Annotated in this window: 14 protein-coding genes; all 14 read right to left on the bottom strand. The window is 37.7% G+C overall.

Going from position 1 to position 21,460, the window contains the following annotated elements:
• Positions 1-244: 244 nt before the first annotated feature.
• The 14 genes from J7E63_RS02535 to J7E63_RS02600 all read right to left on the bottom strand — a co-directional run bounded on the left by J7E63_RS02535 (position 245) and on the right by J7E63_RS02600 (position 21,363).
• The gene (locus J7E63_RS02535; RefSeq protein ID WP_215010153.1) at positions 245-3,142 is read right to left on the bottom strand and encodes an alpha-L-rhamnosidase; all 2,898 of its coding nucleotides are present in this window, start codon (positions 3,140-3,142) and stop codon (positions 245-247) included.
• Between the two features lie 110 nt (positions 3,143-3,252).
• Entirely contained in the window at positions 3,253-4,554 is a 1,302-nt protein-coding gene (locus J7E63_RS02540) for a prolyl oligopeptidase family serine peptidase (protein ID WP_215010154.1), read from the bottom strand.
• An 84-nt stretch (positions 4,555-4,638) separates the two neighbouring features.
• Positions 4,639-5,286 (bottom strand): YesL family protein, encoded by a 648-nt coding sequence (locus J7E63_RS02545; protein WP_215010155.1) that lies wholly within the window; start codon positions 5,284-5,286, stop codon positions 4,639-4,641.
• A gap of 95 nt (positions 5,287-5,381) precedes the next feature.
• Positions 5,382-6,269, bottom strand: a complete 888-nt coding sequence (locus tag J7E63_RS02550) for a carbohydrate ABC transporter permease (RefSeq protein WP_098932939.1) — start codon at positions 6,267-6,269, stop codon at positions 5,382-5,384.
• A 17-nt stretch (positions 6,270-6,286) separates the two neighbouring features.
• The gene (locus J7E63_RS02555) at positions 6,287-7,192 is read right to left on the bottom strand and encodes an ABC transporter permease (protein ID WP_251033345.1); all 906 of its coding nucleotides are present in this window, start codon (positions 7,190-7,192) and stop codon (positions 6,287-6,289) included.
• 301 nt (positions 7,193-7,493) lie between these two features.
• The gene (locus tag J7E63_RS02560) at positions 7,494-8,984 is read right to left on the bottom strand and encodes an ABC transporter substrate-binding protein (protein WP_215010156.1); all 1,491 of its coding nucleotides are present in this window, start codon (positions 8,982-8,984) and stop codon (positions 7,494-7,496) included.
• Between the two features lie 128 nt (positions 8,985-9,112).
• Positions 9,113-10,732 carry a response regulator transcription factor gene (locus J7E63_RS02565; protein WP_215010157.1) on the bottom strand — a complete coding sequence of 540 codons (1,620 nt, stop codon included), beginning with the start codon at positions 10,730-10,732 and terminating at the stop codon, positions 9,113-9,115.
• A 22-nt stretch (positions 10,733-10,754) separates the two neighbouring features.
• The gene (locus tag J7E63_RS02570) at positions 10,755-12,479 is read right to left on the bottom strand and encodes a sensor histidine kinase (protein ID WP_215010158.1); all 1,725 of its coding nucleotides are present in this window, start codon (positions 12,477-12,479) and stop codon (positions 10,755-10,757) included.
• A 391-nt stretch (positions 12,480-12,870) separates the two neighbouring features.
• Positions 12,871-14,031, bottom strand: a complete 1,161-nt coding sequence (locus tag J7E63_RS02575; protein WP_215010159.1) for a serine hydrolase domain-containing protein — start codon at positions 14,029-14,031, stop codon at positions 12,871-12,873.
• Between the two features lie 49 nt (positions 14,032-14,080).
• Positions 14,081-16,357, bottom strand: a complete 2,277-nt coding sequence (locus J7E63_RS02580; protein ID WP_215010160.1) for a glycoside hydrolase family 3 protein — start codon at positions 16,355-16,357, stop codon at positions 14,081-14,083.
• 64 nt (positions 16,358-16,421) lie between these two features.
• A complete protein-coding gene (locus tag J7E63_RS02585) occupies positions 16,422-17,612 on the bottom strand; it encodes an MFS transporter (protein ID WP_215010161.1) in 1,191 nt (396 codons plus the stop codon).
• 105 nt (positions 17,613-17,717) lie between these two features.
• Positions 17,718-18,815, bottom strand: coding sequence for a Gfo/Idh/MocA family protein (locus J7E63_RS02590; protein ID WP_215010162.1), 1,098 nt, complete (start codon positions 18,813-18,815; stop codon positions 17,718-17,720).
• A gap of 18 nt (positions 18,816-18,833) precedes the next feature.
• Complete coding sequence (locus J7E63_RS02595; protein WP_215010163.1) at positions 18,834-19,712, bottom strand: sugar phosphate isomerase/epimerase family protein; 879 nt, start codon at positions 19,710-19,712, stop codon at positions 18,834-18,836.
• 67 nt (positions 19,713-19,779) lie between these two features.
• Entirely contained in the window at positions 19,780-21,363 is a 1,584-nt protein-coding gene (locus J7E63_RS02600) for a glycoside hydrolase family 43 protein (RefSeq protein WP_215010164.1), read from the bottom strand.
• Between the last annotated feature and the right edge of the window lie 97 nt (positions 21,364-21,460).

Below are 21,460 nucleotides of genomic sequence, written 5' to 3' on the forward strand. Positions count from 1 at the left end.
ATTGCTAGTTTCAATTATGTAAACGGTTTAATACTTGTCAGTTTATATCGATTTTAAAAATATTTATGGTATTTTTTACGGAAAAGTAGTATTTTTTTAAAGAGTTTCATTAAAGATATCGTATTTGTTCAGAACTATATCTTTCCAAACTTGTGTATTGTTGGTTCCAACTTCCAAACTGAATTCAACAATACTATAAAACAAGCCAAACTCTTGAATGCGTTTGGCTTGTTTTATCTACAGTCTATTGTCGAACAAGAACTAGTTTTTTATTTAACTCATCTAATTTTTCTGAAGAAGCCAACGAAGTGAATAAAGGGAAATTAATTAATTCTTGCAATGAGTTTTCAACAAATTGATCATTTTTTACAATCGGGTTATTTACGATTTCTGGAAAATCCTTTTTAACAATTTCTTTTGTTTCTTCATTGTTTAGAAGCTCTTTTAAACTACTGTTTGTGCTATAGGTTAAGATATAAGATATTGTCGGTAGATAATCAAACACGTATGTGCCTGCAGAAAGTTCACATTGAATATCCTGATTTTCCTGCTTAGCTTTTAAACTCCTATTCACTAGTAATTCACCATTTACCTTGATCGTTTCTAAAGAAGCATCGGGCAGCACTACTTCAGCATTGGTATTGAAAGGAACTGTAAAGGTAAAAGTTAACCGCCCATCCTCTTTTAATTCCCAGCCGCTTTCAATATCTCCGGAAGGTGAAGAAAATTTTGCCTTTGCATAAGTTACTTTTCCATATGGTTTTGGACAAAGCTTAAACTTTCTAAATCCAGGCGCCTCTTCCACCGGATTGATGCCGCACATATAACGATACATCCATTCAGCAATCGAGCCATAAGCGTAGTGATTTAATGAGTTCATTCCGGTTCCACTAATGCTTCCGTCTGGAAGTACTGAATTCCAGCGCTCCCAAATAGTTGTTGCGCCAAGTTTAACCGCATATAGCCAGCTTGGAAAATCATCATTTAACAATAATGTATACGCAAAGTCATTGGCTCCATACTCAGATAGAACATTACAGAAATAAGGTGTACCGACAAAGCCCGTATTTAGATGCATTTTATCTTCACGAAGCTTCGCCTTTAAATCGTCTATTAATCTTGGCCGGAAACTTTCCGGGATCAGGTCCATATATAGGGCAACAATCATCGCAGTTTGGGTATTTAATGCACTTCTGCCATTTGGCGTAAAATACTCTTTCCTGATCGCTTCTTTAATTTCATTCGCCAGTTCGCCATATTGTTCAGCCATTTCATTGATTCCTATGACCTTGGCTGCTTTCGCTACTAGCTGTGCCGAATAACAGTAATAAGCGGAAGCAATATAATAAGAATCTGTTCCACCCATAGGACTTTGCGGATCTTTTCCATCTAAAGCAAGCCAATCGCCAAAATGGAAGCCAACCTGCCACAGCCTCTTGGCGCCAGATTCATCATCCACTTTTTTGATATAATCGACCCAGTCCTTCATGGTATCGAACTGCTGACGAAGAAGCTCTTTATCTCCATAGTACGTATATAATGTCCACGGAATAACGGTGGCAGCGTCACCCCATGCAGCTGACCCACTCCCTGAAATAAAACCGTTTCCATCTTTTGGTTTTACAACAGGTACTGTGAAAGGTACGGAACCACTTAACCTTTTCTGTTCTTCATGTAAATCAAACATATATTTTTGGTAAAATGCCGGTGAATACATATTGAAACAAGCAGTAGGTGCAAATACTTGTGCATCTCCAGTCCATCCCATTCGTTCATCACGCTGCGGGCAGTCTGTGGGTACATCGAGGAAATTCCCTTTTTGCCCCCAAACAGTATTTAGGAATAATTGATTCACCAATGGATTTGAAGTTTCAATTGTTCCCGTTTGTTCAATTTCACTGTAAATAACACAGCCAGTAAAGTCATCCAGGTTTATGTCTCCTTCAAAACCAGTAAGCTTTACATACCGAAAGCCATAGAAGGTGAAGTGAGGCTGTACTTCTCTTACACTTTCGTCAGCAATATAAATATATTCAGCTTTTGCCTCTCGCAAATTTTCGCGATAGAAGTTCCCATTTTGAAGGATTTCCCCGTATTGAAGCTGCAATGTTGTTCCTTTTGATGCCTTGGTTTTAAATCGGACCCAGCCAGTCATTACTTGACCAAAATCAAGAACTACCTCTCCGGCCGGTGTATGCAGGATCTCAATTGGTTTTCTTTCTTCCATGATTTTGACAGGTAAATTTCGCCTGGCAGTACACTTTTCTGTTTTTATTTCCGTCTTCCTAACGCCAGTCCATGTGCTGTCATCAAATTCAGGCAGTGTCCAGTTTTTACTTTCTAGATTTGCATCGTAAATCTCGCCATCATAAATACCGCTAAATGTGATCGGTGCCGGTGCACACTTCCAGTCTTCATCCGTAGCAATTACGGTCGTAGACCCATCCTTGAGTGTTACAACGATTTCACCAATACAAGCAAATTCACTTCCATATAATTCATGATAACCGCCTTCAAACCCAAATCGGCCTTTATACCAACCATTTCCAAGCATAAAACCAATCGCGTTTTCTCCGCTCTTTAATAAGTCCGTCACATCATAGGTTTGGTACTGAAGCCAGAAATCATAAGCATTATAGCCTGGAGCAAAATATTCATTGCTAACCCTTATCCCATTGATTTCTACATCATACAAACCTACTCCACAGATGTAAGCCCTTGCTGATTCAATGTCAGATGGCACAGAGAAGGTTTTTCGAATTAACGGATGGATTTCCTTATCCAATTCAGGGCTAATCCACTTACCTTCCCAAGGTTCATCCATTTTCGCGGTTTCAAACCAGGCTGATTCACTGGTAACCTCATCCCCAGCATCGCCCCAGACAGTAACCCGCCAATAATAACGAGTTCGAGGCTTAAGTTTAATGTCAGGGTGATAGGCTAAACTATCAATCTCCTGACTTTTCCCACTATCAAAAAGAATCGTTTCAAAGCTAGGATCTACTGCAATTTCTACTTTGGCAGCTGACTGAAAAATGGATGAACTATCTTCTGATTCGGTCACCCATGAAAGACTTAATCGATCAAATTCAAATCCCAGCGGATTTACCACATGGTTTGTTTTTAAACTACTAATTATCATCTTACCCCTCCAGAGAAAAATAGAAATTTAAACCTTCATTTACAGCTCTATCAATCTACAATAAGCGATTTTTTCATAAATCTAGCAGAAATTTGTATTATAGCCGCATTTTACATATTGGAACTATGTGTCTGGACTGTAATTTGGTTTGACTGCAACGCCAACCATTGGAGTAGAGTTACATCTTTTCCGTTCACTATTACCGGAGAACCATCGTAGTCCAGTACGCATTCGTCTTTGAGCATGTAGATCCAGGTACCATGGCCGAAAAATTCAAAGGGATTGCCTTTATTATCCTTAAAAATGCCTGAGGTATCTACGACCTTATCAAAATATGAAAAATGAACATTAGGAGCACCGGCTTTGAGTAGACGCTCATATGTTGGAATCACTGTAATCTCAGGTTTTACGATTTCATCATTTTTTGCATGCGTGAACCAGATAGGAGTATTCTTGATATCTTGAATATTTTGATCCGTAATCACCTTGTTATAAAGGGCTTCACATACAGGATATGCTGCTGCGAAGAAACCGGGGTAATCGATAATCATGCGCATCGTCATGAAGCCGCCATTGGAACAGCCACCGATGTAGAATCGATTTGTATCTATATTCGAATGATTTTTGACAAACTCATCAATGAGCGCTTTCAATGCCGTCACGTACTTAGATTGGCCACTCTCAGTATACAATCCGTGGCCATCGTCCATCCACATAGTGGGTACTTGTGGAACAAGGACATAAGCGCCCCCGAATATACTCTGTACTTTTTCACTTGACAGGTTTACAACATTATTTCCGGTATAAGCGACCGTCGTGTCATATCCGCCTTCGCCTGCACCATGCAGCCAGATGATCAAGGGAAGTTTTTCTCTGCTCATATTTGGTGAAAAATAGCCGAAACGGAGGGGCATCTCAGCATATGATGACTCGCTGTTTGCCCAGCCTTTGACCTGCTCCATCATACCGCCACCAAAATGATCATAGACAAGTCCTGAAATGGAATTATTATTGGTTTGTATTTCTTTCACCTGCGTTATGCGAAAATCGCAGAAAACATAAACATTATGTTCCTGCTCAAACGCATTTTCCGAGTTCAAACGGTAGATCGCCTCACATTCAAGTTCCAGCGTGGCGTGGCTGCCTATTTCTATTTTGTTCCCTTCACTGTCTGATGTATACGCGTTTGTAACACGACAATAGCCTTTTGACGGATATAGCTCTACCGAATTCCAATCTTTTCTGAGTTTTAGCACTTCGCCCGTTTTTTTGCTTCGTCTCTCGACATAAACGTTGAATGTATCTTCCGATAGTGCCTCTGATTTAATTGATTGGGAAAGCGGAAGAATGATTTTTGTTATGTAAGGGCCATAGTCAGTAACCTCTGTCACAGTCATGTAGGAACGATTCATTTTTACCTCTCCTTTTGTTAAATCTATTTACTTTATATTTTAGTCATCCTGACAGCCATATATTGTTTACCAGGAAGTACTGAATTAATGCGCTTCTGTTCTGGTCCTTTCCACCGTAAAATCGGCAGTTTTATTCATTTTTACAAAAACATTGTTACTTATCCACAGAAGTAAAAAAGCTATAGGACTACCGCTAAAAAACGGAATGACTCCGGGTATTTTAAAAAAGATGAAACATAGAAACCCAGTCAAAGTAGCCATACAAAATGTTGGGATTGGATTTATGGTCATTAAAATAAATGAATTTTTAATCCCCTCTTTCAAACGAACATCAAAATGAACCAACACCGGGAAAATATATAATAGAGTAAATATAAATAAGATTATGAATATAACATTGGGGACATAAAGTAATTTAAATGTCGGTACCGTAGTTGCCTCGACTATTCTTATGTTTGAGTACATGAAAAAACAAGATAGGCCGATTATGAGTCCTAATAGGTTCCCATTAACAAATTCTTTTTTATAGGTGAACCAAAACGTTTTAAATACTGGAATATCAGTCTGCTTCAATACCCACTTACGTACCACTGTGAACATAGCCAGTGTGGCCGGAAAAAAACCAATAACAACAAAACCAAGCAAGGTAAATGCAATCCAAAGAATATTCACATAAGCAAACTTCATAATCCACTCCGAGATACTATAAAATCCCCGCATAAAACCTTCCATCAGTCTATCCCCCTATGCTTTTCTGTATCCTTGGAATAAATCTAGGAGGGCCATTGCTTTGCAATCAGCCCTCCATGGGTATTAATTTAAATCAATCAACCTTTAACGGAACCTAAGGCAATCCCTTTTACCAAGTATTTTTGGAAGAATGGATAAGCAATTAGTATCGGCAGGACACCGATAACGGCAATCGCCATCCGTACACCTGTTGTAGGAACTTGCGAAGCAGCCTGGCTAGCGTTTGTGCCTAGATTGCTGCTTGCTAAAAACTGAATGTCTGATAACATCCTGTTTAAGATGTTTTGGATACTAAATAATGACGGTTCAGTGATATAGATCAGTCCATTAAACCAATCATTCCAATAAATGATCGTTTGAAGTAATCCAATCGTTGCCAGAATTGGCAGTGAGAGCGGCAGAATGATAGAGAAGAAGGTTCTAAATTCACCTGCACCATCCATGCGTGCTGATTCAATAACTGGTTCTGGAATAGAAGTCATAAAGAATGTCCTCATCAACAATACGTTAAATCCGTTCATGAGTAACCCTGGGACTATTAGTGCCCAAATGGTGTTTTTAATATCAAATACTTGCGTATAAACGAGATAGGTCGGAACAAGTCCACCATTGAACAATAGAGTAAAGAAAACCAGAAAAGCAAAAACGTTTTTATAGGGTAAATCTCGTCGAGAGAGCGCATATGCCAAAAACGAAGTCATCGCCAAGCTTACAAAGGTTCCAAATACAGTTACAATGATGGTGATTCCATAAGCCCTTAATATACTAGATGAATTATTTAGCAGGTAATTATAAGCATCAAAGCTAATCTCCTTGGGAATAAAGGAATATCCTTCTTTCATGATGGCTGCTTCACTGTTCAAAGAAGAAGATAAAAGAATGATAAACGGAATGATGCTTCCTGCCGCAAGTATGATTAAAAAGATATGAGAAACCCATTGTGTTATTCGATCAGATTTATACATCTCTTTCGACCTCCAGCTTAAAATAATGCATTATCTTTACTTTTTTTACGAACGAGATAATTTGATAATAATACGAGGACAAATCCGACGATCGATTGATATAAACCTGCTGCAGCTGACATCCCGATATCCCCGAGCTGCATTAATCCACGGTAAACATAGGTATCAATAACATTCGTCGTGTCATAAATAGCACCTGAATTCATTGGCACTTGATAGAACAAGCCGAAATCGGAGTAAAAAATGCGTCCTATCCCTAATAAAGTCATCATGATAATCACAGGCATAATTGATGGAAGGGTAATGTGAATGATTTGGTGCCATTTATTTGCCCCATCTAAAGTGGCTGCTTCATAGTATTCTTGGTCGATCCCGATAATCGCGGCTAAGTAAATGACGCACAAGAAACCGACACCCTTCCACATATTGATGAAGGTTAAAATATATGGCCAAAATTTTGCTTCGTTATACCATGAAACACTATCAAGCCCAAGAAACGGTAAAATCGTTTTGTTCAGGTAACCAACATCTTCGCTAAGAAAGGCAAAGCCTAAATAACTGACAATAACCATTGAGATTAAGAATGGCAATAGGATGACACTTTGGTAAAAGCTTTTCGCCAGCTTATTTTTAATCTCATTTAACATGATCGCTACACCGATGGCCAATATCGTATTTAAGATTATAAATCCTCCATTGTAGAAAATGGTATTCCGGGTAATAACAAAGGCATCTCTTGTACTAAACAAATATTCAAAGTTTTTAAATCCAATCCAATCACTGCCGAATATTCCTTTAGCATAGTTAATATCTTTAAAAGCAATCATAAGGCCAAACATTGGTAAATAATTATTGATCAATAAGTAAATTAAGCCAGGCAGCATCATAATAAATAATGGCAGGTACCTTTTAAATTTCATCATTCTAACACTCGTTTTTTTCCCAGTTGCAGCATGGACCTCCTTACTTAATGGCTTTACTGTAACTTCTGACATCCCCATTCCCCCTTGTTCTCATAAAATGTTTCCGCTTACAAAAACTATCCTTCCTGCTTATATACTTATTCTATTAGACTAGTAAATTTGTTACTATCCATAATACGACTTCTTATTTTTGTTTATCCGACTTTTCAGAATATATTTAATTCAGTTTTTTAGCCATTTTAAATCTATGGATTTATAAAAAAAGAGAACTAGATCTACACTAGCTCTCTTCTCTTCGTTCTTATTTCTTTTCTTTCCACTTATCAAACTGTTTTTGTTTTTCTGCAATAATTTTATCAATGCCGGATGCTTTAAGTTTCTTATTAAATTCCTTTAAACTTTTCTCCGGATCTAAAGTACCAGATTCAATACCTAATTTATACTGATTTAATACGTTCGTCGATGCCGCAATTTCTGTTTTCACAGGATCTGGATTAAATGTAAAACCAAATGCCGGAGAAAATATCGCTGAATCATTATGTTTTTTCATAACTTCCCAATAATTCGCTGGATTTCCTTCCCAAGGGTATGTCAGGAAGTTATTACCGATTTGCCATTGGCCAAATACATATTTGGAGTCTTTTACACCTTTTGGCAATGTAATGACACCATCAGATTTAACTGCATAATGTTTCCCTTCAATACCGTTATCAAGTAAATTCATAATCTCTTTATCTGTGTAAAGTAAATTGATAAATTCCATTGCTTTTTCAGGATTCTGACTGTTTCTGGCAATGGACAAATTAAAGCCTGTTGCAGCATCGGTATACGAATATACATCCGTCAATTTCACAGATACCATTTCATGTCCAGTAATACCTTTTTCTTGTACTTCAAAGCCTGGTTTCATATGAGAGAAATAGCCAAATCCTTTATTTGCCTTCACAATGTTCGCCGCAACTTCTTGTGACGTTGCTGAATCCTTCATGATATAACCGGCTTTGAACCACTTTCTGGCTAACTGGACCGCATCAACATATTCAGGTTCTTCAAACATATTGTCGATTTTCTTGTCTTTAAAGGATACTACTCCTAGGTTGTCCCCAAGAATGTCAAATTTTCCACCTGCAATGATGGAAGCAACCGATATAGTTCCTGCGTTTACAATAGGAGTTAAAGTTGGTTCTTTCTCTTTGACAATTTTAAAAACATTTTCCAAATCAGCAAATGTTTTTATTTGAGAAAGATCAATCTTATATTTATCTACTATATCTTTTCTCATAATAAATCCATAATAAGAGCCCCAGTCTCTAATACTAGGAATTCCATATATTTTACCGTTTACCTTGTTACCCTCTAGAAGATTTTTTGGAACAACTTCCAAAATACCTTTTCCATTTGATTTAAGCAGATCATCTAATGCAACAAGTTGTCCTTTTGTGGCTTGTGTGTTGTAACCAAAAAAAGCTGACGAAACAACCAGATCAAGTTTTTCATTTCCAGTCAGCATTAAGTTTGTTTGCTGTTGATAGTTCGCTGCATTAATCGGGACTAATTTCACAGTAGCATTAATCTTCTTTTTAGCAATTTTATTAATTTCTTCCTGAACTAAAGGAAGATCTTCTATATTCGTAAAGTTCATATACGCCATGTTAAGCTCATTTGGCTGCCCCTTCGAGTTCGTATCGTCCTTTGTACTTGAACTGCTTTCCTTTGAACTACAGCCAGCCAATACTAAAACTGCTGACATTACAATCAGTAAAAACCTTGAAAATGTCTTAAAAAATTTCATCCATTCTTTCCCCCTTATAATCTAGTTGATTCTATGATAACTCTTGTTGAAAGCGTTACCACTCATCTAGTTTTAGTATAGAGGTTGGCTTAAAAAACACTTACTAAAAATACGACCTTTTATTTTCGTTATTCCGACTTTTCTGAAAAAAACGACTTTTTTCGATATTCCATCGGATTTAATTGAGTTGATTTCTTGAATATAGTAGAAAAATAGGAAAAATTAGAATAACCTGCAGATAATGCCACTTCACTTACAGGCAGATTGGTTTCTATTAACAGGTTTTTGGCGTATTCAATACGCTTCTGCTGCAAATAGTCCGAAATGGATAAACCTGTTTGTTTTTTAAATAATCTTGTTAAATAATCTGGATTTAAATAGACATAATTTGCAATTTCATCACGAGTTAACCGCTGTTCTCCTAGATGATGATTAATATAATTTTTTACTATGTCCACCACTGATCCTTTTTCTTGAGGCTGATGGAGCTGGTTCATGGCAACATCGGCAATATATATGACCCATTCTTGGAGAGAGTTCAATGATTTCAATACTCTTTTTGGTTTTTCAGTCAGCAGATTTTGTGAATAAACCTGATTGGCTTGAATTCCTTTTACCTGAAGAACATAAAAGATTAATTGCAAAAAATCTTGATAAAACAATTGAAGGGATTGAGCTGTTATATTTCCATCCGATTTTTTCCAATCAGTAAAATACTGATTGACCGCATCTAAAAACCTTTCTTTTGGACCATTTTTCATTAGACTCGTCCATTCCGCGGAAGGAAGCATCGGGGAAGTGCATAAACATTTTTTCTTATTGTTACATTTAATTGTCTGGTTACTTACCGTTACATTATTGCGATCAAATTCCTGTAATGTATGGACCATCCCTACTAATTCTTCAATCGGAACCTGATTTCCAATGTAGCCACAAAGTTCACAAGAAAAAAACTGAGCGAATTGTGAAATAAAGTGATTACAATTTTCATTAAACTCCTTCAGGTTGATTGGCTCTACTAATGCAATAATCACTAAGACATAGCCAATTTCTACATTAATTACATAACCATCCATATTATTCTTTTCGATTACTTCACCCAGTGCTTTATGAAGAGCATATTCGCTCACCTTTTCTTCATGGACAGATAGTTCCTCTTTCCATTGCTGAACATGAAATAAAATGGGTAGAAAAGTAGTTAATTCTGAATAGGATAAATGATAATTCTTCATTTGTTTTTCAATTTGATCTTTGGTTGTTGGGAAAGCTTGATTAATAAGATCTAACCAGAAACGTTCTTGCATGACTGAATGGTGGGACTTTTTCAATTGAAGGTAAGATTCCTCTACCATTCTTGTTTCTTGATCCTTTTTGATTTTCCCCAATGCGCTATGAATAACTTCTTCAAGTTCTTGATAATCGACGGGTTTTAATAAATAATTAAAGCTTTTCAATTCCAGAGCTTGCTTTGCATAAGAGAAGTCTGAATGACAGGTTAAAAAAATCGCTTCAGTCATTGGGAAGTGTTCGCGCACCCACTTTAGCAAGTCAATTCCAGAGCCTCTAGGCATTTCAATATCACATAATAACAAATCAACTTTGTTATTTAAAAACACTTCTTGAGCTTGTCTTAAGTTATTAGCTGTAAAAACAGAAGAGATATCATGCTTTTCCCAATTCACACCAGCCTGGACACCCCTAATGGAATGAATTTCATCATCAACTATTAGAACCTGAAATTGATTCATAAACCATACCCACCCTCTTGACTTAGATTATATCGTTCGGAATTTGTATCCAAACAGTCGCCCCTTTGCCTGGATCATTCGAAAAATGTATGTTTGATTTTTCTCCATATAACAAACTTAGTCTTTGTTTAACGTTCCATATTCCAATACGCTCTCCTTCCTCATTAGTTAAAGATTCGTCTTCTTTCAAACTGCGTAAAACATCCTCAGGGAATCCATCACCTGTATCTTGAATTTTTATACTTATAAACCCAGGGTTCTCATTCTTTTTTACCACTATTAAAATATCAAGCGGGTCATCTAGATTAAAGGCATGTTTAATTGAATTTTCCACCATCGTTTGAATGACAAGCGGAGGAATCTTACATTCTAAAAGCTCTGGTGGTGATTCAACAGAATACTTAAATGTATCGGGAAATCTGAGCTGTTGAATTTTCAAGTAATTTTCCGTATGTTTTAGTTCATCTTCTAAGCTAACAAAATACGAATTACTCCGAAACATAAAACGAAAGTAATTGGCCAGACATTTTGCCATCTCTTGGATGACTGCAAAATCCTTAACCGTAGCTAGATTATAGATAATATTTAATGAATTAAGGAAAAAGTGCGGGTTGATTTGCAGCTGTAAATGTTTTAATTCCGCTCTTTGAAGATTTAGCTTTTCCTCATATACATTTATTTTTAGATCCTTAATCTCAGAAATCATATGATTGAAGGTACCATTCATCACCTCAAACTCAGTAGAATTTCGATGGATGGGAAGACGAATATCTAAATCTCCTTGTCGTAGTTTTTTCATAGCGGCGACAATTCGATTAATTGGTTGAAGAAATACCTTTCTCATGATGAAGATAAAATATAGTAAGAACAACACGGCTAAAAAAGTAATAACCGACGATATTCTTTGTAAAAATGGTAGTTTCTCTAGGATTTCTCTTTCAGGTATCAATGCTGCAAGATAGAAATCACTTTGTGATGATTTTTTTTTCATTAAAACAAAACGGTTATTTTTCCCAGTAATAATATACTTTTCCTTCTTAATCGATAAATCTATTTTTTCCTTTTCAATAAATTTCTTATTTGTAATCGGTTTTAGGTCGGAAGTTGCCAACAAGGCTCTTCCTGTATCTCCAAAATCAATATATTTAAACGGCGTAATAAGCTTGTCCATATTCACCCAGGCGCCTACATATACTCCATCTACTTTATAGTATTGAAGCAAGTAATAATTTTTTTCTCCCTTCCATATATTCCATTTCCCCTCTCTAAGCTGCTCCGGGTTTTTCTCGAACATCTGGTAAATTTCGTCTCTTGCTTCATACCGTTCAAAATAATTGTCAGCGGATTTTTGTGTAAAAAGGAAATCCTTATACGCATCTGAATAAATAAAAATGGAATCGATGGCAGTGTAGAAATAAGACTGATTGGTAATAGAATTAAATAAACGTATCTTTGCTTCTTCATAATCATTGGGATCTATCGTTTCATTATATTGAAGAAAATATAAATCTGTATTGTTTTGTGTAATTTGAAAAATATAGTTTCCAACACCTTCCAAATTTCGGTCGATTTGGTCCATATAAATATTCAGCATATTTTTGTTTGACTGGGCCACCTGGCTCCTGATAACTTCGACCGCATAGTAGTTATTTACAATGTGAACGACAATTAATGGTCCAATAATTAAAAACACACTCAAAAAGAGTTTAAACAGTAACGAATTGAAAACTAGTTTCATTTTTCCCATAGTGATCCTCCAGTTGTAAACTCTCTAAAATGTAATTCCAATTATACAATATAAATTAAAAATATTCTGAAGAGTCCATTTAAAAAAAAAGGCTTACTAAGGGAATCCTTCTAAAATAAGAGATAGTCAATAATAAAAGGCCGAGAGCTATTTTTTACTCACGGCTATTAGTTACGATCTAATTAATAGAAAGCGTTTTCGGATTTACAATCTAATTATATTAATTTCTAACTAGATGTATGGTAATATTCATCGAAAAATAGAAATATTCTATTATATAAATAAAAAAAGAAAAAGAATTTCATAAAAGAATCATACTCTTATTATTATAGGAATTTAATGAAAAACAAAAAGCCTTGAGCAATTTTCACCCAAGACTTATTTTTTAGGCTCATAGTGCTCCATAAATAACAGATCGTAGTCTTGGCTGCTGATAATCCTCAAAGTTTGGGAGCATTTGCTGCATATAAACGGCCGAAAGCCTTTCTGTTGGACAGATTGTTACCCAAGCTCCCGACATTCCGTTCCAGCCAAATTCACCAACAGGGCTGTTACTGCCTGATAATGGTGGATTCATCATTACCTGTACTCCAAGTCCATAGCCATATCCGGCCAGACGATCCCAATTAAAATCCAAGGAATTCTGGGAGTTTAGATGATTCGTTGACATCAGCTCGATGGTTTTTCTTCCTATAATTCGATTGCCATTCATTTCTCCTCCACTGGCTAACATATGGGCAAATTGACTATAATCATTTAGAGTAGAGAAAAGCCCTCCACCTCCACTTTCAAAGTGAGTATTTACTTTAGGAAACATATCTGAGCTTTTAATTAGATTGCCTTCTTCATTCCGGATGTAAAAGCTAGAGAGAGACTCTTTTTTCTCATCGGGTAGATTGAAGAATGTGTTATGCATTGATAAAGGTTGAAAAATTTCCTCATTCAAGAATTGGCCAAGTGTCTTTCCAGAAACCACTTCTATTAGTGCCCCTAAAACATCATGGCTGTATCCATACTTCCAGCCAGTTCCGGAATCAAAGGCTAGCGGAATCGTACTTAGTGCTTTAGAAAGTGCGCGAATATAGGTTTCTTCGGTAAAATCATCTTGACTATTTAAACGTTCCTCTACTTTCCTTACCTCGCTTTCCTGTTCCGTTGTTCCCCAGCTATAACTTAAACCGGATGACATCGTGAACAGATCTTTGACCCTGATAGAATTTGATGCAGGCTTTATAATCTGTTCTCCTTCTTCAGCAGTCCGGTAGACATGTGGATTTTTGAATTCAGGTAAATATTCCTCGAGCGGGTCATTTAACAAAAACAGCCCTCGTTCATATAAGATCATGGCAGCTGTACATGTAACGATCTTTGTCATGGAGTGGATCCGGAAAATCGTATCGGTAGAAACAGGTTTTTTCGTTTCTAAATCAGCATAGCCAATGTACTCTTCAAATACCTTTTCTCCATGGTGCATAACAGAACAGGCGCAGCCAACAGGCCCCCTTTCCACAAAACTTTTTAATAATGGGCTTAAGTTTTGAAACGACTTCATGCGGCTTTCATCTCCTCTTCATTTTTCGAGTTTCATTCTTAACTTTTTTCTATTTGGTTTTTTGATATTTTTTTGTTCTATCATCTTGAATCCTGCCAGCCCAATTAAGACCAAATGCGAAGTCATACACATGACCTTCAGAGTCTGCATGACACTCCATGTCATGTGCCACATCTTCCAATTGATCTTCGACGGTTTTCATGTTAGCAGGCATTTGCATTGGCAGAAGACCCGAAGGCTCAGCTCCGCCTGTTAAAATATCAAAAATAGCTTGATCCTGAACCCCAAAATTCGCAATAATAGCATCGACATTCTTTTCAAATTCATCCACCACTGTCGGGTTCGATAGAAGAAGCGAAACAATTACCGGTTTTCCTTTCATTGCATCAACTGTTTCTACCACCATATCCAAATCCTTGGTATTACTTGGAGTCACCGTTTTTCCTTTGTACGATCGGTTTAAAACATCACCCTCACGAGCGTCCCCAGCAAGACTTTTTGCTCGAGCATAAATCGCCGTATAGGGTTTATATTGAAGGCTAATTGGTACGTATCCATTTCCACCTTCCTTTACATCATCATGACTATAACCAGTTCCGGACTTAGGAGTGCTAATAAAGACCAATCCAAAATCTGCATCTTCAGGGTTATCCGTTACCTTAAAATATTTCCTAGCAACATCGATATTTACTGGATATTCGAATTTTTCAGGTGTTGGATTACCAAACCAATCTTTGCCTGCAGGTGTATATTTTTTAGGGATATAGACGACTTTTTCTTTATTTAGTGGCAGGATGCCATTCCTATTTTTCAACATAACCATAGACTTAAGCTGTGCTTCATATCCTTCCTGCATATACTCTGGTTTCCCAACCTCATAAACACTTTCTTCCACTTTTATATAAGGATTTTCAAAGATTCCTAGACGGAAGATATTTTTTAATAAACGTACTGCTGATTCTTCAAAGCGCTTTCGCATCCATGCCTCACCATATTCAGCAATCCCCATTTGGTACGCTTCCAGGATCGGACCCGCTTCATTATTCCCTCCGAATTGATCGACCCCAGCCAAAATTAATTTATAATGCCGTTGTGCAACGGTCAGATTTTCAACACCCCATGGCTTCCCGCCGACAAACGTATCAATATTCTCTGGTTCATCGGCAGTAATGATCCAATCCGTGCAAACAACACCATCATAACCATATCTTTTTCGAAGCAAATCATTTATTAAGTAAGAATTGTAAGAGTTACCAACATTTTCTCCATTTACCGGATCTTGTTCCACTGAAATAGTGTAATAAGGCATGACCGCAGAAGCCATCTTTGTTTTTCCAGGTAAGTTAAAGGCACCTTCAGTAAATGGAATTAAATGTTCTTCAAAGTTGCCGCCTGGATAAACGGCAAACTTACCATATCCATAGTGTGCATCCCTTCCACTCTCGCCAGAGCCGCCTCCCGGCCAATGTTTTACCATTGCATTAACACTGTTATAACCCCAGCCCTCAGCAATTTCTTTATCACCTTCTGAATTCTGAAAACCTTCCACATAAGCTTGAGCCATGTCAGCGGAAAGCTGTGAATCTTCACCAAAGGTTCCATTAAAACGGAACCAACGCGGGTCTGTTGCAATATCAATTTGCGGCGATAATGCAGTTGTAATGCCTAAAGCCCGGTACTCCTTTGAGGCTATTTGCCCAAATCTTTCTGCCACTTCTGGATTAAATGTTGCCGCAAGACCAAGTGGCTCAGGCCACATAGAAATGTTGCCGCCCGCTCCTGCATTAAATTCGGTACTAGAATCTGAACCATGGCGTGGATCTGAGCTGTTGTTTGCTGGGATACCAAGCCCTGTCCCTTCTGCAAAAGCCTGAATATTATTATTCCATTGCACAGCAGTCTCAGGGCTTTCGACCGTAGTTACGAGGATATGCCTTAAATTATCTTTAGAAAGAAACTCGATTTGTTCATCGGTTAAGTCCCATGGATTTGCACCGCTTTCTTCGTAGGACTTACCCCCGTACGTACCAGCAAACCAACCCTTACTCCCTGCAGGAACGGCTTGATGCCTACTATATAACATGAGTCCCGCGATTTGCTCAATTGTCATTTTAGATGCAAGGTCCTTTGCTCTCTCCTCAGGAGTTAATCTCCAATCTTCATATTTATCTATTTTTCCATCTTTGTTTAAATCCTTAAAAAAATGACCATCTTTTTGGATGATAGTAACTCCAGAAGTTTCGGAATATCCTAACGTTGGTCCACCGTTATTTCCTACATATTTGATATGAGCTTCAGTATCGATTTTTGTTTTAACATCTTTCATTTAAAATCCTCCTTGAAAACAGTGTAGTAGTGACCATCTTCATTTCTAAAGTTGCTCACTATATTCAATTTGCTCTTTTCTGAATTCTCACCATGTTTTGTTTGTTTAAAAATAATACGGAACAATAGACAAGGAGAAAAAATACCATTACGAAGGCTGAAAACAAATAAATAGAACCATAATTTGTTTTTGCCGCAATCAAACCAAGAACGGCAGACCCTCCTCCAATTCCTAAGTCAAATGAATTAAAAAACATGGCGGTTACTTTCGTATACCGTTCAGGCTTCGTATTATTCAGTGCCCAGGCTTGGAGAGAAGGGAACAATGATCCTGTACCCATCCCATATAGGATTGCAGCAATGATTAAATCACTTAAAGTAGTAGTTTGATATATTAATACAAAACCAATTATGACTGAGATCGAACTTGGAACTAACACCCAAGCATGTCCTTTACGGTCAAATACTTTTCCTGAAATGAAACGGATTAAGAATCCACTAACCGTATTTACAAAATAAAACCATTCCACTCCTTCAATCTCTAACTCTTTTGCATAAAGTGCCATAAAACTAATGACTCCACCCATGCATATGCCAAATAAAAGCATCAAGAAGCTAGGAAAAATAGCAGAAGGTTCAATCAATGATTTTAGGAATGATGTTTCTTTTTGATTGGAATTGATCACTCTTTCGGGGAAAGAAATGAAACTAATACAAAACAGGAAGATTAGTAAACTAACTCCTGCGGTACCGAATAATATGATTGGATTATAGGAATTAAACAGCCATATCCCAACAAATGGCGATAATGCTAAAGCAATCGTTGTACCATTCCCAAGCATACCCATCCCTTCGCCCCTTCTTTGTTTTGGAATAATCTCCGCTGCTAAAGTGGAAAGAATCGTGACAGCAAGACCAAAACCGAAACCATGCAGAATACGAATGGAAAGTGCAAGGATGAAGTTTGTCCCAAAATAATAACCTAGAGAGGAGATTAAACAAATAAGGATGGAGACTACTAATGTTTTCTTTTTTCCAAATTTATTGGTAAAGAATTCAGTAAAAGGACGAATGATAATCGCTGAAAAAGTAAAACTCCCGATGATTAATCCTATTTGGGATATATCGAGTCCCCCATGTTTTGCCAAAAAGAGCGGGAGAGTTGGCAGCAATAGATCAAATGCGAAAAAGGCAAATGCATTAGCAAACATGATAATAAAAAAGGTTTTGTTCCATAACGATGGTGTATTCGACACGAATTTTTTACTCCTTTAATTAGAGGATCACCTTTTTGCTCAGAAACAGGTAGGAAAAAGGAGGATCTAATATCCCCCATTTTCTTATTCTTGTTTGCCCGTTTGTTAAAAGTCTATTGTTTTTCCTGTCTTTGCTGAGGTATATATCGCCTCTAAAATTTGTGTGACAACTAATGCTTGTTCCGGTTTAACAAGTGGTTCTGTATCATTAATAATGCATTCCAGCCACTGTCTCGCCTCTTTTACTCCAGGCTCCTCTGCTCCTGCATCAAAATAAGCAATTCCTCCGCCTGTGGCAGGTTTCGTTTCAACCAACTTCCCGTATTTTGTGCCATTGAAAACTAACTCACTTGTAGGTGAATTTGGTAATGCTTTCATTTCAGCACCACCTTCTGTGCCACATAAGGTTGCCATTGCTTCTCGAACATCCGTTGTATTTAATGCCCAAGAACATTCTAAAATGATCGTGGCCCCATTTTCCATTTTAATAAATCCAAACGCTGAATCTTCTACCCTATATGTTTCTGGGTCCCATGGTCCGAACAAATTTCCTTCATGTTTATCTGCAAGCTTATGGAAAACGGAACCTGTTACAGATTGCGGTTTGTAATTGTCCATACACCAAAGCGTCAAATCCAATGCATGTGTACCGATGTCGATTAATGGTCCGCCACCTTGTTGTTCTACATCAAGAAACACCCCCCATGTAGGAACCGCTCTTCTTCTAATGGCATGCGCCTTAGCAAAATAAATATCGCCGAATTCCCCTTCTCTTGAAGCTTTGTACAATACTTCCGAGTCATCACGAAAACGGTTTTGGTAACCTATTGTAAGCTTCTTTCCTGTTCGATTGGCTGCATCAATCATTTCTTCGGCTTCTTTAGAATTGATGGCCATTGGCTTTTCGCACATGACATGCTTTCCTGCTTCTAGTGCATCAACAGTGATAAAGGAGTGTTGCAGATTAGGAGTAAGTACATGTACAACATCAATCGAGTCATCCTGTAATAACTCCTTATAATTGGTATAAACTTTTGCCTCTTCTGTGCCAAATTGCTGTGCTGCTTTAACGGCTCTATCCTCTACCACGTCGCAAAATGCAGTCATTTCTCCTAAATGACCAAGCTTTGCCAATGAAGGCATGTGCTTTTGATTGGCAATTCCGCCACAGCCGATGATTCCAATATTTAACTTTTTAGACATTAGGAACACTCCTCTTAATTAATTTTTGATAAGACCTTTTACAGATTTCTCCATTACTGTTAAATCCCCCGAAATGCTTGTAAATTTATCTCCCAGCTGTCCTTCGTTTTCCACAATTGCATAACGGATGTATCCCAATTCATTAAGTTTTTGATAGGTTTCTTGAAAATTAACGATACCAGTTCCGAGATTGACAAAATCATTTGGCTTCACATACTCTGTATATATTTTCATCAGGTCATTGCTTTCTTCTTGGCTCGATGCGGTAAATATACTAACTGGATTTACATGTTTGCCTAAGTCCTTCTGATGGATCATGTCGCAGCGATTCCCCAATTTCTCAAGCAATGCAAGAGGATCATATCCGCCTCTCATAACCCAAACGAGGTCTAGCTCAAATTTCACGTTCGCTGGATCGGTATTTTCAACTAGAAGTTCAAATAAGGATGTTTCTCCTATTCTCTTAAACTCATGCGCATGGTTATGATAGTAAAAGTTCATCCCCGCTTCTTTGCACTTTTTTCCTATTTGATTTAGATGTTCGGCTGTTTGAAGGGTATCCTCACGGCCTGATATAAAAGCCATTGGGAAAACAATCGACTGACATCCAAGTGTTGCATTTTCTTGAATAATCTTTTCCCAATCAGCATCTAGTAACGCTTTACCAGGGGCAACACCTTCATGCGCTGCAAACGCTTTTAATCCTAGCTCGTCAAACTTCTGTTTGATGGCTGGAAGGGAAAAGGTATCCGTAAAGCGCTCGCCTGTAGAAAAATTAGCAGAAATCAACTCTATATTTTTGTACCCTATTTGAGCTACCTTTTCTAAGGTACCGAAATAATCCTCGTTTAACTCTCTAAATACTGAAAATAAATTTAATCCAATTTCCATTGTCATTTTTACTTCCCCTTTTTTTATAGATTCGTCGTTTAAAACATTCATTGGCTGATAACTTTATTAGTTATTAATCTACTACTGCACCTATTAAGGATGTTAATAAATCAAGTTTTGAATCTTCATCTGGTATATAGTTAAAATAATCGAAATGGGCAGGTGCAGTAGAAATCTTGCCATTTCCAGTCGCATACATTCCAAAAAATAAGCCCGTAAAACCGCCAGCAACTTCAGTTGCTAGTAAAGAACTTTCACCTTTACCCAAAGTGATTTTTTCTCCACTCGAGGATGTAAACGAAAAGGTAAAACTAAAGTCATCTGCTTGAATTCCAAAGACAACGGTCGGCTCGTCATACTCTACTTCTGCTTCTACCTTCCACAGGCTGCCAATTCGGCGGCGGAATAATATAATAGACTTTCCTTCCTTAAGTGTTCTAGCAATGTCATAATGATAATTCTCGTTCATAAATACGGTAAGACCTGCTTCCTCTCCATCCTCATTTGGGATAAATTCCATAAGGGCCGTAATCTCACAGTTAAAATGCTGCTGCCTGCAGCCAACAAATGTGGGTGATCCCGTATCATTCAATGTGCAAGATTGACCATGGAGTGTTAACCAACCAGATCGTTCCGTTACTGACCAAGAGTTTGCAATCGGATTACGGTAAAAATTCCAAACTGGCGAAAGGAAAGCGTTATCAAAATTTTCTTTTTCCTGCCATGGCTGGGATTGGCCTAATGGATGTGATCCAGCACTATTCTCCAATTCTGCTCGTCCTGCTGCACCAATAATGGGCCACCCTTCCTCTGTCCAATGGACTGAAGCAAGATTGGTTTCACGCCCAAGGTGATGACGTTTTGGATAGCCCACAGGTCTGATCCCTAAAAACACAGACCACCAAGTACCGTCCCCCGCTTGGACAAAATCTGCATGACCGGTGGCTTGAATTGGTTCATCAGTACTCCGATTCGACAGGATTGGATTATTGGGATTGCTCTCAAAAGGCCCGTAAGGACTTCTGCTTCTTGCAATCGTTACCATATGGCCATATTCTGTACCGCCCTCCGAGATCATTAAATAATACCATCCATTGATTTTATATAGATGCGGCCCTTCCGGAGAGCTGCCCCCTGTTCCTTTCCAAATTAACTGACGCTCTGTTAACAGCTGTCCAGAATCAATATCAAGCTCAGCCTGATAGATTCCTACAGGTTCACTGGAACCAAAAGAGCTTGTTCCGCTCAAATAAACTTTCCCATCTTCATCGAAATATAAGGACGGATCAATTCCACCCCAGCCCTCAACGACTATTGGCTCAGACCAAGGACCTTCTGGCTGTTCGGCATGAACATAAAAATTCTTATTTGTTGTGATATTGGTTGTAATCACATAAAAGCGTCCATTATGATAACGGATTGTTGGAGCAAATATTCCTTGTGAAGGTCCCATTCTATGAATGCGGGTGAGCGGAAGCTGACTTTCACGCGTCAATACATGGCCAATCTGTTTCCAGTTAACTAAATCGGTACTATGAAAAATCGGAATGCCTGGAAAAAATTCAAACGAACTGGTAACCAAATAATAATCTTTGCCAACCCTGCAAACACTTGGATCAGGGTGAAATCCGCTAATAACTGGATTTGAATATTTCATTTCATTGTCACATCCTCTTTTCATTACGAATCTTATTTTGTAATGATTTATTTGCAGGAGAAATTTTAAATAGTCTGTTCTATATTAAAGATAAAAC

This window comes from Bacillus sp. ISL-75, assembly GCF_018613095.1.

Bases quoted from the DNA above. Each gene is read 5' to 3' on its own strand.
- J7E63_RS02535 (WP_215010153.1), bottom strand. From the start codon at position 3,142: ATGATAATTAGTAGTTTAAAAACAAACCATGTGGTAAATCCGCTGGGA.
- J7E63_RS02540 (WP_215010154.1), bottom strand. From the start codon at position 4,554: ATGAATCGTTCCTACATGACTGTGACAGAGGTTACTGACTATGGCCCT.
- J7E63_RS02545 (WP_215010155.1), bottom strand. From the start codon at position 5,286: ATGGAAGGTTTTATGCGGGGATTTTATAGTATCTCGGAGTGGATTATG.
- J7E63_RS02550 (WP_098932939.1), bottom strand. From the start codon at position 6,269: ATGTATAAATCTGATCGAATAACACAATGGGTTTCTCATATCTTTTTA.
- J7E63_RS02555 (WP_251033345.1), bottom strand. From the start codon at position 7,192: ATGATGAAATTTAAAAGGTACCTGCCATTATTTATTATGATGCTGCCT.
- J7E63_RS02560 (WP_215010156.1), bottom strand. From the start codon at position 8,984: ATGAAATTTTTTAAGACATTTTCAAGGTTTTTACTGATTGTAATGTCA.
- J7E63_RS02565 (WP_215010157.1), bottom strand. From the start codon at position 10,732: ATGAATCAATTTCAGGTTCTAATAGTTGATGATGAAATTCATTCCATT.
- J7E63_RS02570 (WP_215010158.1), bottom strand. From the start codon at position 12,479: ATGGGAAAAATGAAACTAGTTTTCAATTCGTTACTGTTTAAACTCTTT.
- J7E63_RS02575 (WP_215010159.1), bottom strand. From the start codon at position 14,031: ATGAAGTCGTTTCAAAACTTAAGCCCATTATTAAAAAGTTTTGTGGAA.
- J7E63_RS02580 (WP_215010160.1), bottom strand. From the start codon at position 16,357: ATGAAAGATGTTAAAACAAAAATCGATACTGAAGCTCATATCAAATAT.
- J7E63_RS02590 (WP_215010162.1), bottom strand. From the start codon at position 18,815: ATGTCTAAAAAGTTAAATATTGGAATCATCGGCTGTGGCGGAATTGCC.
- J7E63_RS02595 (WP_215010163.1), bottom strand. From the start codon at position 19,712: ATGACAATGGAAATTGGATTAAATTTATTTTCAGTATTTAGAGAGTTA.
- J7E63_RS02600 (WP_215010164.1), bottom strand. From the start codon at position 21,363: ATGAAATATTCAAATCCAGTTATTAGCGGATTTCACCCTGATCCAAGT.